17 protein-coding genes and 2 pseudogenes are annotated in these 14,388 nt (G+C 75.7%); 9 read left to right on the top strand and 10 right to left on the bottom strand.

Annotated features, from left to right (window positions below; translation table 11 throughout):
- Positions 1-11 precede the first annotated feature (11 nt).
- The 3 genes and pseudogenes from ACWEO5_RS19715 to ACWEO5_RS19705 all read left to right on the top strand — a co-directional run.
- Positions 12-797: pseudogene (locus ACWEO5_RS19715) on the top strand (magnesium and cobalt transport protein CorA); the annotation flags it as partial.
- 283 nt (positions 798-1,080) lie between these two features.
- Positions 1,081-1,812 carry a hypothetical protein gene (locus ACWEO5_RS19710; protein ID WP_452163576.1) on the top strand — a complete coding sequence of 244 codons (732 nt, stop codon included), beginning with the start codon at positions 1,081-1,083 and terminating at the stop codon, positions 1,810-1,812.
- Positions 1,813-1,935: 123 nt separating this feature from the next.
- Entirely contained in the window at positions 1,936-2,445 is a 510-nt protein-coding gene (locus tag ACWEO5_RS19705; RefSeq protein WP_452163575.1) for a DUF6328 family protein, read from the top strand.
- Between the two features lie 57 nt (positions 2,446-2,502).
- On the opposite strand, the gene ACWEO5_RS19700 is transcribed toward ACWEO5_RS19705, so the two are convergent.
- Entirely contained in the window at positions 2,503-2,976 is a 474-nt protein-coding gene (locus ACWEO5_RS19700; protein WP_452163574.1) for a hemerythrin domain-containing protein, read from the bottom strand.
- Between the two features lie 146 nt (positions 2,977-3,122).
- Between ACWEO5_RS19700 and ACWEO5_RS19695 the strand changes: the two genes are divergently transcribed.
- Complete coding sequence (locus ACWEO5_RS19695) at positions 3,123-3,398, top strand: DUF4235 domain-containing protein (protein ID WP_452163573.1); 276 nt, start codon at positions 3,123-3,125, stop codon at positions 3,396-3,398.
- Positions 3,399-3,492: 94 nt separating this feature from the next.
- Positions 3,493-3,678 (top strand): hypothetical protein, encoded by a 186-nt coding sequence (locus ACWEO5_RS19690; protein ID WP_452163572.1) that lies wholly within the window; start codon positions 3,493-3,495, stop codon positions 3,676-3,678.
- A 67-nt stretch (positions 3,679-3,745) separates the two neighbouring features.
- Here the strand turns inward: ACWEO5_RS19690 and ACWEO5_RS19685 are convergent, their stop codons facing one another.
- The gene (locus ACWEO5_RS19685; protein WP_452163571.1) at positions 3,746-4,054 is read right to left on the bottom strand and encodes a helix-turn-helix transcriptional regulator; all 309 of its coding nucleotides are present in this window, start codon (positions 4,052-4,054) and stop codon (positions 3,746-3,748) included.
- Between the two features lie 89 nt (positions 4,055-4,143).
- On the opposite strand from ACWEO5_RS19685, the gene ACWEO5_RS19680 reads away from it, so the two are divergent.
- Both ACWEO5_RS19680 and ACWEO5_RS19675 read left to right on the top strand, forming a co-directional pair.
- Entirely contained in the window at positions 4,144-4,464 is a 321-nt protein-coding gene (locus ACWEO5_RS19680) for a hypothetical protein (RefSeq protein WP_452163570.1), read from the top strand.
- On the top strand, positions 4,461-4,925 hold the full coding sequence (locus ACWEO5_RS19675) for an STAS domain-containing protein (protein WP_452163569.1): 465 nt from the start codon (positions 4,461-4,463) through the stop codon (positions 4,923-4,925). Before ACWEO5_RS19680 ends, ACWEO5_RS19675 begins: the two co-directional genes overlap by 4 nt.
- Here ACWEO5_RS19675 and ACWEO5_RS19670 read toward each other — a convergent pair.
- From ACWEO5_RS19670 to ACWEO5_RS19640, 7 genes and pseudogenes are all read right to left on the bottom strand, one after another.
- A complete protein-coding gene (locus tag ACWEO5_RS19670) occupies positions 4,906-5,211 on the bottom strand; it encodes a WhiB family transcriptional regulator (RefSeq protein WP_344550475.1) in 306 nt (101 codons plus the stop codon). The two genes, ACWEO5_RS19675 and ACWEO5_RS19670, sit on opposite strands and share 20 nt — an antisense overlap.
- Positions 5,212-5,465: 254 nt before the next feature.
- A pseudogene (locus ACWEO5_RS19665) lies at positions 5,466-6,410 on the bottom strand (TIGR03557 family F420-dependent LLM class oxidoreductase); the annotation flags it as partial.
- Entirely contained in the window at positions 6,410-7,465 is a 1,056-nt protein-coding gene (locus ACWEO5_RS19660) for a YihY/virulence factor BrkB family protein (protein ID WP_452163568.1), read from the bottom strand. The pseudogene ACWEO5_RS19665 and the gene ACWEO5_RS19660, both read right to left, overlap by 1 nt.
- On the bottom strand, positions 7,465-8,706 hold the full coding sequence (locus ACWEO5_RS19655; RefSeq protein ID WP_452163567.1) for a cytochrome P450: 1,242 nt from the start codon (positions 8,704-8,706) through the stop codon (positions 7,465-7,467). Before ACWEO5_RS19655 ends, ACWEO5_RS19660 begins: the two co-directional genes overlap by 1 nt.
- A gap of 133 nt (positions 8,707-8,839) precedes the next feature.
- Positions 8,840-9,157 (bottom strand): STAS domain-containing protein, encoded by a 318-nt coding sequence (locus tag ACWEO5_RS19650; protein WP_452163566.1) that lies wholly within the window; start codon positions 9,155-9,157, stop codon positions 8,840-8,842.
- Positions 9,154-10,290, bottom strand: coding sequence for a cobalamin B12-binding domain-containing protein (locus ACWEO5_RS19645; protein WP_452163565.1), 1,137 nt, complete (start codon positions 10,288-10,290; stop codon positions 9,154-9,156). Before ACWEO5_RS19645 ends, ACWEO5_RS19650 begins: the two co-directional genes overlap by 4 nt.
- A complete protein-coding gene (locus ACWEO5_RS19640) occupies positions 10,287-11,912 on the bottom strand; it encodes a PP2C family protein-serine/threonine phosphatase (protein WP_452163564.1) in 1,626 nt (541 codons plus the stop codon). Before ACWEO5_RS19640 ends, ACWEO5_RS19645 begins: the two co-directional genes overlap by 4 nt.
- 691 nt (positions 11,913-12,603) lie before the next feature.
- Here ACWEO5_RS19640 and ACWEO5_RS19635 point away from each other — a divergent pair.
- Both ACWEO5_RS19635 and ACWEO5_RS19630 read left to right on the top strand, forming a co-directional pair.
- Complete coding sequence (locus tag ACWEO5_RS19635; RefSeq protein ID WP_452163563.1) at positions 12,604-12,996, top strand: STAS domain-containing protein; 393 nt, start codon at positions 12,604-12,606, stop codon at positions 12,994-12,996.
- 146 nt (positions 12,997-13,142) lie between these two features.
- The gene (locus ACWEO5_RS19630) at positions 13,143-13,502 is read left to right on the top strand and encodes an ATP-binding protein (protein WP_452163562.1); all 360 of its coding nucleotides are present in this window, start codon (positions 13,143-13,145) and stop codon (positions 13,500-13,502) included.
- Between the two features lie 362 nt (positions 13,503-13,864).
- Here ACWEO5_RS19630 and ACWEO5_RS19625 read toward each other — a convergent pair whose 3' ends face one another.
- Positions 13,865-14,269 carry an SsgA family sporulation/cell division regulator gene (locus tag ACWEO5_RS19625; protein ID WP_452163561.1) on the bottom strand — a complete coding sequence of 135 codons (405 nt, stop codon included), beginning with the start codon at positions 14,267-14,269 and terminating at the stop codon, positions 13,865-13,867.
- Between the last annotated feature and the right edge of the window lie 119 nt (positions 14,270-14,388).

Here is a 14,388-nt window from a genome sequence, read left to right as displayed (position 1 = left end):
ACGACGCGCAGGAGCGCGTCGACTTCGGCGAGATCCACCCCTTCACCGGCCGGGAATTCGCCGTGACGGTCCGACAGGTCCAGCGCCCCGACCTCGCGGTCGTCCGGCGACGGCTCGAAGCGGAACCCGGCTTCCTGGCGATGGGCCCTGAAGCCGTCCTCACCTCGATCCTCGACGAGGTCGTCGACGGCTACGCGCCGGTGGCGACCGGACTTGAAGAGGACGTCGACGAGATCGAGAACCAGCTCTTCAACGGCACCGTCGACCCACAACTCTCCAGGCGCATATACCAGTTGCTGTCACAGGTGATCGGCTTCCAGCACGCGGTCAAACCGCTGCCCGCCATGCTGCAGGCGCTGCTCCGCGGCGTGTCGAAGTACGAGACGGACAGCGAGGTGGCGAACCGGCTCCGGAACGTCCTCGACCACACGATCCGGGTGACCGAACGCGTGACCACCATGCGCACCCTGCTGGACAGTGCGCTCACCGTGCACGCCACGCTCGTCTCGCTCGAACAGAACGACGCGATGCGCCGCATGTCCAGCGCGAGCCTCGCCCAGGGCGAGGAGAGCCGCCGGCTCGCCCGCGAGACCATCGAGCAGGGCGAGGAGGTCAAGAAGATCTCCTCCTGGGCGGCGATCCTCTTCACGCCGACGCTCGTGGCGTCCGTGTACGGGATGAACTTCGACCACATGCCCGAACTGCACTGGGCATGGGGCTACCCGTTCGCCATCGCCCTCATGTTGGGCCTCGGGGTCGGCCTGTGGGCGGTGTTCAAGTACAAGCGCCGGCTGTGACGCGCGACGCGGGAAACGCGTCCGCCGCAGTCCACGGCCAACGGGCGACACCGGATCGTCCAGGAACGGGCTCGACGTCCTCCGAGCCCGCGCGGACCGCGCGCCGGCCCCGGCGGACCGGCGGCGACAGGGCGCGGGGCCGGGGTCCGTCTCACCCTTGCCGCCACGACGTCAACTGAACGGCGGTTCGCTCCTCGACGCCGGTCGACGCGGGGAGAGTGGACCTTGCGCGACGGGGAATCCGCTGGTGAAAGCCGGGCCGTACGGGAGAGGTTCCATGGACATGAGCAGGAAGACGCCCGACCACCGGGCGAGGGCGCTGCAGCGCTTCCCGCGCCACGAGCGGCGCGGCGAGGCCCGGCTACCCGCGGTGCTCGCCACGCTGGCGGCGATCCTGCTCTACCTGGTGCTGCCGGAGCAGCTGCTGTTCGTTCCGCGCTTCGTCCTGCCCGGCCTGGAACTCCTGCTGCTGGTTCCGCTGATCGCGGTCAACCCGCGCCGGATGACCCGGCAGAACCGCTTCTCCCGGATCGTGTCGCTGACCCTGGTCGCCCTCATCGGCACCAGCAACCTCGTCTCGCTCGGCCTGCTGGTCAACGCCATGGTCACCAGCAAGGCCCAGGAGGGCGGCCCGCTGCTGCTCGCCGCGCTCCAGGTGTGGGCCACCGGCATCATCGTCTTCGGCCTGGCCTTCTGGGAACTCGACCGCGGCGGCCCGGTGATGCGCACCCAGGCGGAGCGCTCCGAACTGCCGCTCGCCGACTTCCGGTTCTCCCAGGACGAGAACGACGACGCCGTCGAGGAGGTCGCCGACGGCTCGTCCCGCACCAGCGACTGGGTGCCCACCCTGATGGACTACCTGTACGTCTCGGTGACCAACTCCACCGCCTTCAGCCCCACCGACACCATGCCGCTCTCCACCCGGGCCAAGGCCCTGATGGCCGTCGAGAGCATCGCCGCACTCATCACCTCCCTGCTCGTCATCGCCCACGCCGTCGGTGTCCTCGACCAGTAGCCCGGCGTCCCGGCGCGGGTGCCGCCCGTGTCCCCCGGGCCGACGGACGATCGGCTGCGGAGGCGGTGCACCGCGTCCCGATCCAACACGACGAGCGGTACACGACGAGCGAGAGGACTCCCCGTGGACGACTCCCGGAACACCGGCGGCGGCCCCGGCCGTGACGAGAGCGCGCAGGAGCGGGCCGACCGGCAGTGGGACGAGATGCTGCAGGAGGTGCGGGTCGCGCAGACCGGGGCGCAGATCCTGTTCGGCTTCCTGCTGAGCGTGGCCTTCACCCCGCGGTTCGCCGGGCTCGGCGGCTTCGACAAGGGCCTGTACACGGTCACCGTCGTCCTGGGCGCCTGCGCGACCGCCTCGCTGATCGCGCCGGTCTCCTTCCACCGGCTGCTGGCCGGGCACGACCTGAAACCGGTGCTGGTCCGCACCGGCTCCCGGCTGATCGGCCTGGGCCTGACGCTGCTCGCACTCACCATCGGCTGCGCCCTGTTGCTGCTGCTGCGCACCGCGACCGGAAACGCCGTGCTGGCCGCGACGGTGTCCGCCTGCACCGTCGCCTACTTCGCGGCCACCTGGCTGGTGCTGCCGTTCCTGCTGCTGCGCCACGAGGAGCGCCGCCACGGCGAGCGGTAGCGGCCGCCCGGCGCGAGAACGGCCCGGCCCCCGCGGGGGGGCCGGGCCGTTCGGCGCTCACTTCGCGGCGCTGGGCACCTTCAGCGGGTCGCGGGTGGCGGTCTCCCTGGCCGCCTCCAGGCGTTCGCCGAGTTCGAGCAGGCGGTTGCGCCCCATGGCCTTGCGGACCTCGGGGAACCAGTCCCGCTCCTCCTCCTCGACGTGGTGGCGGACGTTCTCCATCAGCACCGTCATCTTGGCGTCGAACCGCTCGTCGTGCGGATCGAGGCCCGCCAGCTCGGCCAGCATCCACACCACGACGTGGTGCTCCTCGACGCTCTCCAGGACGTGGTCGGCGGTGCCGGGGGCGGCCTCGCGGGCGGCCGGGTAGAAGACCTCCTCCTCGATGACGGCGTGGACGGTCAGCTCCTCGATCACCCGGTCGGCGATCCGGCGCTTGGTCGCGTGGGCCCGGTCGCCGGCCTTCTCGAACTCCTTGAAGAGCTTCTCGACGGTCTTGTGGTCTTCCTTCAGCAGCACGATCGCGTCCATCGGGTCTCCTCGGTCCGGTACGGGGTGGGTCGGCGGTCGGCTACCCGGAACGGGCCGGGCCACGCGGGGCCGCCGTTTGCGGCGTGGTCCGCCGGGCAGCCGCCGGAGGGTCCGGGGCCCGGGGCCCGGGGCTGGAGGAGGTCGTGATGAAGACGGCAGCGGTGGTGTACAAGCCGGTCGGTCTGGCCGTGGGGGCACTGGGCGGGGTGGTGGCCGGGGCGGTGTTCAAGCGGGTGTGGCAGTGGGTCGCCCACGAGGACGACGCGCCGGACGCGACCGACGAGGACCGGGGCTGGCGGCAGGTGCTGATCGCCGCCGCGCTCCAGGGGGCGGTGTTCGCGCTGGTGAGGGCCGCCCTGGACCGGTCGGGTGCGGCGGCCTGGAAGCGGGTGACGGGCGTGTGGCCGGGCGGGCGGGACTGAGGGCGGCCGGGGTTCACCCGGTCGGCCCGGTGTGGCCGCCCGGGTCGGGGGTAGCCGCCGGGTGTCCCCGACGGAGTGCAGGAGAGGAGCAGCCATGACCACGCAGGACGGCGAGAAGAAGGACCGGGCCGCCGAGGAGGCGCCCGGGCAGAGCGTGCGCGAGCGTTCGGCCGAGGAGCGCGAGATCACCGCGCCGACCCCGGCCGACGTGCGGGCCAAGGCCGAGGGCGGCGGCGACGAGGAGCCCGAGCCCCCGGCGGCGGACACCCAGGCCCCCTGACGTCCGGCCGCCGACGGTCGGCGGCCGGCCCCCGACCGCTGACCCCCGGCCCTGCGGGCGCCGGGGGTCAGGGCGCGTTCGGCGGCGGGGTGAGGAGGGCCGAGAGCAGTTCGGCGATGGTGGGGCCGGCGTCGGCGGGATGGCGCAGTTGGCCGTCGATGACGCGGTAGTGGTTGGTGCGGCCGACGCGCTCGTGGGAGAGGTACCCGGCGTCCTCCAGGTCGGAGATGATCCGCTGGACCGCGCGCTCGGTGAGCAGGCAGCGGGCGGCTATGTCCCGGACCCGGATACCGGGGTCGCGGTAGATCTGGATCAGCACCCTGGCGTGGTTGGTCAGGAAGGTCCACTGGCGGCTGGCTTCGGCGGTTCTCTCCACCGGTCCAGGATATGCACTGAAATTCACGACACGTCATGCATGACATAATTTTCGTGTATTCATTGACGCATGTCATGCGTGCGGGGAGAGTGGACCGTGCCGGTCCCCCGCACCAGCACTTGGAGGCGATGTTCGTGGACTTCCCCACCCGGGCCCGCCTGGAGCAGTTCACCGAGGTCCTGACCGCCGGCACCGGCGCCGTCGAAGCCCTGCCGCCGCAGTTGCGGTACGCGATCACCGGGGTGGGCGCCTACCTGGCGGCCCTGGAGGAAGGGGCGCCGGCCGCCGGCCACCTGCACGGCAACGCCGTGGCGCTGTGGGACACCCTGTGCGTGGCGGTGGGCTCCCCCGCCGGGCCCGCCCCGCTGCTGCCGCCACCCCGGGTCGCACCGGCCGGTGCCACTCGGTGACCCGGCGTCCCGGGCGGCCGGTCGTGGTGCGGACCCCGGACCTGCGGATCGAGACCCGCCGCACCGGCGGCACCGTCCGGTGCGCCCTGATCGGCGCCCTGCACCAGGACAACCAGCAGGTGTTCGCGCTGGCCCTGCGGGACGGCCTGCGGGCCCGCCCGGCCCGGCTGTCGGTGGACCTGCGGGCGGTGGACCTGTTCACCTCGTCCGCCCTGGACACCCTGCTGCGGACCGGGTACGAGGCCCGCGCCCTCGGGGTGGCGCTGGCCCTGGACTCGCCCTCGCGCTGCGTGCGCCGCTTCCTGGAGATCAGCCGGTCCGCGCCGTACCTGCCGGTCGAGGACAGCAGCCCGGCCCGGGCCCGGCGGCGCTCCCCGCGCAGACCGCCGGGAACGCCGCGGGCCGACCGGAATCCGGTCGGCCCGCGGCACGGCACCACCTTCAGGCGGCACTGGGCATGATCTCCCCGGGCTCGCGGCGCACCAGCAGGACGCGCCGCTCCTCCTCGGTCAGGCCGCCCCAGACGCCGTAGGGCTCCTGGGTGGCGAGGGCGTGCCGCCGGCACTCCAGCCGGACGGGGCAGCCGGCGCAGACCCGCTTGGCGGCCTGCTCCCGTTGCCGGGCCTCGGCCCGGCCCTCGTTCGCGGGTCGGAAGAAGACCTCGCTGCCGACGGTGCGGCAGGAGCCTTCGAGCTGCCAGTCCCAGTGGTGCGTCTGAGCGCCGGGGAGGCGGGAGACCTTGGTCACGACGGTGCCTTCCGAACGGAGTCAATCGAACAACCGCCGTCTAACCGCTCCGCCGCAGGTCATGCACGCCGGCGCCGACCGGATCAGCGGCCGGGGTCGGTGGGGGCGAACTCCGGGCCGTCCCCGGCGTCCTTGGCGTCCTCGTCGGGCGCGGGGGCGCCCTCGCCGGTCATCCGGGCCTCGGGGGTCTCCAGCGGCCGGTCCGGGTCCGGGGCCGCGCCCCGGCCGGCGCCCGAGCCGGTGTCGGCGCCCTTCAGCGCGGGCAGCACCCGGGTCCGGTACGCCTCGAAGAAGGCGTCCTGGTCGGGGCCGATCTGTCCGACGTACACCTCGTCGAAGCCGGCCCGCGGGTAGGCGCGGACCGCCTCGACGTGCGCGTCGACGTCGTCGCCGCAGACCACCGCGTCGGCGACCATCTCCCGGGTGACGAGCGTGCTGGCCTGCTCGAAGTGGGCGGGGGTGGGGAGGACCTGGGCGAGTTCGCCGGGGAGCAGTTCGGTGGGCCAGCGGCGGTGCACCTCGTCGATCGCCGCGTCCCGGTCGGCGCTCCAGCAGACCTTCAGGCCGCCGACGACCTTGCCGGTGCCGCCCGCGTCGCGGAAGGCGGCGACCAGGTCGGCGTCGGGCTGCATGGTGACGAAGCCCTCGCCGATCCGGGCGGCGGTGGCGGCGGCCTTGGGGCCGAACCCGGAGACCAGGATCGGCAGCGGGCCGCGCGGCGCGGTGTACAGGCGGGCGTTGTCGACGGTGTAGTGCGGGCCGCGGTGGCTGACCTGGCGGCCGGTGAACAGTTCGCGCATCACCCCGACGGCCTCCTCCAGCATCTCGGCGCGCTCCTCGAAGGAGGGCCAGCGGTCGCCGAGGACGTGCTCGTTGAGCGCCTCGCCGGTACCGACGCCGAGGGCGAACCGCCCGTCCAGCAGGACGCTGGAGGTGGCCGCCGCCTGGGCGGTGACCGCCGGGTGCAGCCGGACGGTGGGGCAGGTCACCAGGGTGGTGACGGGCAGGTCGACGGCCTGCGAGAGCGCGCCGATCACCGACCAGACGAAGGCGCTGTTGCCCTGCGCCTCGTTCCACGGGTGGAAGTGGTCGGAGATGGCGAGCCGGGTGAACCCGGCCTCCCGGGCCCGTTCGGCCTGGCGGATCAGTTCCTGCGGGGTGAACTCCTCGCAGGAGAGGAAGAACCCGTACTCGGTCATCACGTCTCCTCGTCTCGGTTCGTCTCGATGTCGGGGGCCGTCTCCCCCTCGGGCCACTTGCGGGTGTCGCGCGGCGGCACGTACGGCTCCTCGTCGGGCGGCAGTCCGCCCTCGACGGCCCGCTCGCGGGCGAGTTCGGCGTCGAACTCCAGGCCGAGCAGGATGGCGAGGTTGGACAGCCACAGCCACACCAGGAAGACGATCACCCCGGCGAGGGTGCCGTAGGTGCGGTTGTAGGAGCCGAAGTTGGCGACGTACGCGGCGAACCCGCCGGAGAGGGCCAGCCAGAGCAGGACGGCCAGCAGGCTGCCCGGGGAGATCCAGCGCCAGCCGCGGCCGCGCACGTTGGGGGCGGCCCAGTACAGCAGCGCGATCATGACGCAGACCAGCAGCACCAGGACCGGCCACTTGGCGACCGACCAGACCGTCACGGCGGTGGCGCCCAGCCCGAGGACGTCCCCGGCGCGCTGGGCGACCGGGCCGGTGAAGACCACGATCACGGCGCTGGCCAGCAGCAGCACCATCATCAGCAGGGTCAGGCCGACCCGCAGCGGGGTGATCTTCCACACCGGGCGGCCCTCCCGGATGTCGTAGACCGCGTTGGCGGCCCGGATGAACGCGGCCACGTAGCCGGAGGCCGACCAGAGCGCGCCCAGCAGGCCGACCACGGCCAGCACCCCGCTGGCGCCGCGCCCGCCCTGCAGCTGTTCGACCGCGGTGCGCAGGACGTCCTGGGCCGGGCCGGGGGCGAGCTGCCGCAGGTTGTCGAGGACGGTGTCGGTCGCGGAGCGCCCGAGCAGCCCGAGCCCGGAGACCAGCACCAGCAGCGCCGGGAAGACCGCCAGCACCCCGTAGTAGGTCAGCGCGGCCGCCCGGTCCGGCAGTTCGTCGTCCAGGAACTCCTTTGCGGTGCGCCGCAGCACCGCGAGCCAGCCGCGGGCCGGGACGTCCTGCGGCCCGGCCGGGGCGGCGGTGCTACCGGTCCGGCCGCGGTGCCCGTCGTGCTCCGGCGGCGACACCCGCGCCCCCTCGTGCTCGTGCTCGTGCGCGCCCATCAGGCCCGGACCGCCTCGATCACGAAGCCGCTGCGCGGCCGGGCGATCATCCGCCCGAGCGGGATGGAGAGGTCCTGGGCGGGCAGCACGTACTCCAGCCGGGCCAGCCGCACCGACAGGTCCTCCAGCAGCCCGACCACCGCGGCCTCGCCCGGGCAGCGGTGCCCGCGGCCCGGGTCGCCGCCGCCCTGCGGGACCAACCGCTCGACGTCCTCCGGCCGTTCGAGGAACCGTTCGGGGCGGAAGGCGTACGGGTCGGGCCACAGCTCCGGGTCGTGGTTCTGCCCGTACAGGTCGAGCAGCACCGTGGTGCCGGCGGCGATCGGCTCGCCCCGGTGGGTCAGGTCGGCGGCGGCCCGGCCGCCGACGAACGGGGCGAACGGGTAGAAGCGGCGGACCTCCTGGGCGAACGCCCGCGCGTAGTCCGGGTCGCCGGTGGCGAGCGCCTCGCGGGTCCGCGGCCAGCGGTACGCGGCGTGGGCGGCGAACGCGACGAACCAGCAGACCGCGACGGTGGGACGGACCAGGTTGAGCACCTCGACGGCGGCGACCCGGGGCTCCAGCAGTTCGCCGTCCGCGTCCCGGTGCAGCGCCACCCGCTCGACCGGGCAGCCGGCCGGGAGCGGCGCGCTGCCGTCCCGGACGCCCTCGACCACCCCGGCGATCCACGCCTCCCGGCGGCGGCGGGCCAGCCGTCCGCGCCAGTGCCGCGGGCCCGGGGTGGCGAAGCCGTCGACCATGGCGACCAGGTCGGCGGCGAGCGGGCCCGTGCCGTCCTCGGGCGGCGGCAGGCCGGCCCACCGGCAGGCGCCCGCGGCGAGGACCCGCGCCGCCTCGTCCAGCAGCACCACCCGGGGCCGCCCGGCCCAGTCCTGCACCGCGGCCTCCCAGGCCGCGCCGACCTCGTCGACCAGGGCCCGGACCCGGACCGGGTCGGCCAGCAGCGAGAGGAACATCGCCTTGCGCAGCCGGTGCACCGGGCCGTCCAGCGAGTGCACGGCGCCGTGCCCGAAGAGCGTGCTCCGCACCGGCTCGGGCAGCGCGCCCGCCCGCTCGACGTGCCGCTCGTCGTAGAAGAACCGGACGGCGTCCGGTCCGTGCAGGGCGACCGCGGGTCGGCCCGCCAGCCTGGTCCGCACGACCGGGCCGGGGTGGCGGCGGCGCAGGTCGGGGAGCCACGCGTAGCCGCGCGCCAGCAGCGGGAGGGTGTTGTCCCACCTGGGGTGGTGTCGTCGGTCCATGGCCGTCGGCTGCCCCGGCCGACGGATCGGAAACGGACGCAACCGTCCGAAACCGCCCGTTCCCCCGGGTGGCGGACCCCGGGGGCGGGCCGGTCCCGGTCCGGGCGGGCCGGTCGGGCCGGTCGGGCCGGTCTCAGCCCGGGCGGTCGGCGAGCAGGTACTCGGCGGTGCCGGTGAGGTGCAGCAGGCGGTCCAGGTGGGCGGGGCGGTGGTCGAGCCGCAGCCGGCGGCCGGCGGCGTCGACGTCCCGGCGGACCTGGAGCAGCGCGGACAGGCCCATCGAGTCGCACAGCGTCATCCCGGCGCAGTCCACCCGGACCACGTCGACCGGCGGGCGGGCGGCCAGGTGGAGGGTGACTTCCCGGACGAGGCCCTCGCAGCTCTCGTGGTCGAGTTCGCCCTCCACCGGGACGGTGACGGTCCGGGGCGGGGGCGCGGGGCGGGTGGTCACGCGGCCGCTCCCGTCCGCAGCGCGGTGTTCAGGACGGCGACGCTGCGCGGCAGGTCGCGCAGTTGCTCGCGCAGCACGGTCAGCGCGGCGGCCAGCAGCGCGTCCGGGACGCCGCGGGCCCGCAGGACCTCCCTGGTCCAGTCGGCGAACCCGGTGAACAGCTCCGGGTCGCCGGTGTAGAGGGCGACCGCCAGGTACTCCACGATGTGGGCCAGGTCGTCGAGGGTGTGCTCGCGCTGGAGCGGGGTGTAGGAGCGGACGGCGGGGTGCGCGCGCTCCAGGGCGGCCATCACGGCGCCCACCAGCTCCCGGGAGCTCCGGGTGACCAGGGTGTACTCCTGGTCGGCGAGGTGCGGGAGGTCGTCGACGGGCTGGTGCGGGGAGGCGGGCAGCGGCAGCCCCCGGGCCAGCCGCTCGGCCGCGGCCCGGGCGTCCGGGGCCCAGGCGTCGGCCCCGAGCAGCCGGGCGTGCCGGCCGTCCGGGCCGAACGCGGCGCCGCCGGCGATCACCGGCACGCCGGCCGCCTGGGCGGCGCTGACCGCGGCGTGCGCGGCCGGCAGCCGGGTGGACAGCGAGGCGGACAGCGCCAGCGCGTCGGGGGCGGTGCGGTGCAGGTGCGCGATCAGGTGGGGGGTGGGGCACTGGGCGCCGAGGTAGTCGACCCGCCAGCCGCGCAGCACCAGCACCTCGGCCAGCAGCCGGGCGGGGAAGGCGTGCCACTCGCCGTCCACGCAGGCCACCGCGACCCGCCCGCGCTCCGGCGGGTGGGCCGCGGCGGCGAACGCCGGGTGGCCGGTCACCAGGGCCACCACCCGCTCGTTGACGGCGGTGGCGGCGTGCTCCTGGATCACCGTGATCCGGTCGGCCGCCCACTCCCGCCCGATCCGCGCCTGGAGCGCCCCGATCACGTCGAGCAGCAGCGCCTCCGGGTGCAGTCCGGCCTCCAGCGCCCCCACCGCGAGCGCGGCCGCCCGGGCCTGGTCGCCACCGGTGACGGCCTCCCAGAGCCGCTCGGTGAGGTCGGGCCCGGGCGGGGCGGGGGCCGCCGGAGGTGCGGCCGGGGCCGGCACCCGGGCCGGAGCCGGAGCGTCCGGGGCGGGCCGGAGGGTGGTGGTCGGTGCGTCGGTGTTCATGCCGCGTGTCCCTGTCGTCCGCCGGTCACGGCCAGGTGGCCGCGCGGGGGCGCGGCGATGACCATGACCGCCATGTCGTCGTGCCGGCCGTCCCGCAGCCACTGCGCGGTGAGCATCTGGACCCGCTCCACGATCGCCTCGGCCGGCATGCCCGCGCACTGCGCGAGCGCCTGGCGCAGGCGGTGCTCGCCGAACTGCTCGCGGCCGGTGGGGCCGCCCTTGGCCTCGGTGATGCCGTCGCTGTAGAGGACGCACGCCTCGCCGGGTTCGAGGAGGACGGTGTCGGTGCGGGTGACCACCTCCGGCAGGACGCCGACGATGCTGCCGAGGGTGGTGGATTCGGTGACCCGGCCGTCCGCCCGGACCACCACCGGCGCGGGGTGCCCGGCGGCCGACAGCCGGACCCGCACCCGCTCCCCCTCGCGGCGCACCGAGGCCAGCACCAGGCTGGCGAAGCGGGTGTGGTGGGAGGTCAGCAGGGCCCGGTTGAGCAGGTTGAGGACCCGCCCGTGGTCGTCGGCCAGCGGGAGCAGCGCGTGCAGCGTGTTGCGGACCTTGCCGGTCATCACGGCGGCCTCCAGGCCCTTGCCGCTGACGTCGCCGAGCAGCGCGAGGGTCTCGCCGCCCGGGTCGGCGGCGGGGTGGACGTCGTAGAAGTCGCCGCCGATCCGGTCGCGGTCGACGGAGGCCCGGTAGCCGCCCGCGAAGTCCACCCCGTTGAGGTGTTCGAGCCGGGGCGGGAGCAGTTCGCGCATCAGCAGGTCGGTGACGGCGGCCTGCTCGGAGTACATGACGGCGGCGGACACGGCCGCGCCGGCCCGGGCCGCGAACAGCCGGGCGAAGACCTCCTCCTCGGAGGAGAACGGCCCGCCGCCCGGCGCGCGCAGCAGCACCAGCGCCCCGGCGGGGACGCCGTGCCCGGGCAGCGGGGTGACCAGGACCGGGCCGCCCCGGTCGAGACCGGCGGGCACCAGCCAGCGCGGGACGGCGTCCGGGTCGATCCAGCGCGAGGGCACCGGCGGGAAGCCCTGGAGCGCCTCGGCCAGACCGGGCACCTCCGCCGGGTCGGCCCGCAGCTGGACGTGCGCGGGGTCGCCGCCGCGCAGGCAGGTCACCAGGTGCAGGGTGCGCCCGGCGCCGGGGGCGAGCAGCACGGCGGCGTCCGCCAGGTGCAGCGCCGCCTGCCGGGCGGCCGTCTCCAGGATCCGGTCGACGTTCAGCGAGGACAGCAGCAGGCCGGACAGCCGGGTCAGCAGCTCCCAGTCACAGGGACCGCCGCCGGCCGGCCCGGGCAGCAGGCCCGCGCAGCCGTCCGGGAGGACGAACCACCACACGGTGCTGCCGTCGGGCCGGGGCGAGGGGTGCGCCTCGACGGGGCCCGCGACCGGATCGGTGTACCGGACGGTGCCCGGGCGGGCGCCCTCGGCCGGGAGGCCCAGGTGGGCGCGGCGCAGCCAGTGCGGCACCCCGGCGGGGCCACCGCCCGGACCGGTCAGCAGGCGGCGGGCGCTGTGGCTGGCGTGCAGCAGCTCGCCGTCGGGGCCGAGCACCGCCACCGGGTAGGGGGAAGCCGCGAGCGACTCCCCGCCGGTGGTCGTGGTGGGGGATGTCGAAAATGCCATCGTCCGGGCCCTGACGGGCCCTCACCTCGCAGTCCGGTTTCCACCGACCGCCCCGGGCCCGGAGGCCCACCGCGACCGGCGGGTTTGGCGCGAACTGCCGGACCGTACGGACGGATCCGGCGGGCCGCACCCGAACCGCCATGCTACCGCCGCCCGCTCGAAGCCCGAGCCCCGACCGCGCGGCGGCCCGGGAACACAGCCGGCGGACGGACCCCGGGGACGGGAACCGGGCGGGGGCCCGGGAGCGGAGCAGAGCTGCGCTGAACAGCTGCAGAGCCGCCCCGGGACGGAGCCGGCCCGGGCCGGACGAGGCGAAGCCAGGGCCGGACTGGGCCGGGCCAAGTGGAAGCAGAGCCGGGCGGAGCGAGCCAACCCGGGGCAGAGCAAGGGCCGGACCGAGCCGGGCGGGACCGGGCAGAGCCGGAGCCGGAACGAAACCCAAGGCGGGGGCCGGGACGGAGTCCGGGCGGGGACCGGCCGGGCCGGAGCGGAGACGGGCCGGAGCCGGGCGGAAGCGGACCGGAGCCGGGCGGAGGCGGACCGGAGCCGGGCGGAGCGAGCCAACCCGGGGCAGAGCAAGGGCCGGACCGGGCAGAGCCGGAGCCGGAACGAAACCCAAGGCGGGGGCCGGGCGGGGGCCGGGGTGGAGGCGGGCGGGGGCCGGAAGTGGGGGGCGACTACCATGCCGGGCATGACCGATCACACGCCCGGCGCGGCCGGGGCGGCTCCGGTGGGGGTCGGGACGGTGCGGGCCCGGGGCGAGTTGGACTGGGAGGACGCCCAGGACTTCGTGCGGCGGCTGGCCGCTGCGCTCGACCGGCCGCCCCGGCTGCTGGTGGTGGACTTCGCCGAGGTCACCTTCGCCGACTCCTCGGTGCTGCAGGGCCTGCTGGAGGCGCACCGCCGGATGGCGGAGGCCGGCGGGCGGCTCGTCCTGGCCGGGCCGCTGCGGGAGCCGGTGCGCCGGCTGCTCGACCTGGCGTCCGCCAGCGGGTACCTGCACATCGCGGCGGACGCGGACGCCGCGGCGCGCTGCGCGCCCGGCCCGTCCGCGCTGCGTCCGCCGCGCTCCCCCCGGGCGTGACCCGCCCGCCGTCCGGCCGCCGGGCGTCCCAAGCACCGTTCCCGTCCCGTCCGATTCGAGGTCGCCCGATGTCCCGCGCCGAGACCGACCCGATCCGGCGCCGCCCTCCGAGCGGTGGTCGGCCCCGTGCCGGGGCGGGCCCTGGGGTGTGCACCGCGGCCGATGCCCGGGCCGCCGTCACCGAGGCGCTCGCCGGGCACTCCGCGACCGGGGGGCGGCTGCTCGGTGACGCCTGCCTGGCCGTCACCGAGCTGGTCACCAACGCGATCCGGCACGCCGGCGGGGTGACCGGGTTCGCGGCCCGGGCGAGCGAGGGCGGCAGCGTGCTGACCGTCGACGTGGAGGACGCCAGCGACGCGCACCCGCAGGGCGACCGGGCGAACCTCCAGGACCCCACCCGGCTGGGCGGCCGGGGCTGGCCCCTGATCCAGCTGGTCGCCGCCGACTGGGAGATCCAGCCGCTGCCCGGCGGCGGCAAGCGGATCCGCGTCGTCCTGACCGGCTGAGGCCGGCCGGGCCGGTCGTCGGGGCAGGCCGTGCGGGGCCGGTCGTCCGAGGCAGAACACCCGGAGCCCGTCCTCCGGGGCCGGTCGTCCGGCGCCGTCACCCGGGGCTCGTGGTCCGAGGCAGAGCACCCGAAACCCGTCACCCGAGTCAAGTCCTGCGGCGCCTGTCGTCCGAAGCAGAGCACCCGGAGCAAAGCGCCCGAAGCCCGTCATCCGGGCCCGGTCGTCCGGCGCCCGTCGTCCGTCGTCCGAAGCAGAGCACCCGAAACCCGTCACCCGAGTCAGGTCCTGCGGGATCCCCCGGAACCGGCCGTGCCGGGCCGCCGGGGTCGGTCGTGCCGGGCCGCCGGGGTCGGTCGGGCTCAGGCCAGCAGGCGGGCGAGGCCGGGGTCGAGGTCGAGGTGGGCGGACTCGGTGCCGGGGGGCACCTCGGCGAAGGTGTCGGCGAGGAACTCGGCGACCGGCTCGGCGGGGACGCTGATCACGGCGCGGTCGGTGCGGCTGCCGAGGGTGACCAGGACCCGGCCGCCCACGCCGGGGGCGACCAGGACGTCCCCCTCGCCGACCGGGGCGCGGCGGCCCTCGGCGAGCAGGTCGCGGCCGAACCACCAGACGAGTTCGTCGTCGCCGGGCCGGCGCGGCGGGAAGGCCAGTCCGACGCCGTAGGGCAGGGCGGAGTCGAAGCGCAGCTCCCCGGTGACCGGGATGTGGGGGTAGGGGCTCTCCGGGAGGGTGACGGAGATCGGCCTGGACACGGCGACGGGCATGCTGGTCCCCATTCCTGTTCGTGGTGGTGCCGACGGCGTGCTGCGGGAGCGGCCCGGGCGACCGGTGGCGGCGCCGACGCGGTTACCCGGGCCGGCAAGATCCACGCGAACGATGCGAA

The sequence above is a fragment of the Kitasatospora sp. NPDC004272 genome, from assembly GCF_053603035.1.
Note: the sequence above shows the minus strand (reverse complement) of the source record. Positions and strands in the feature narration are given on the sequence as shown.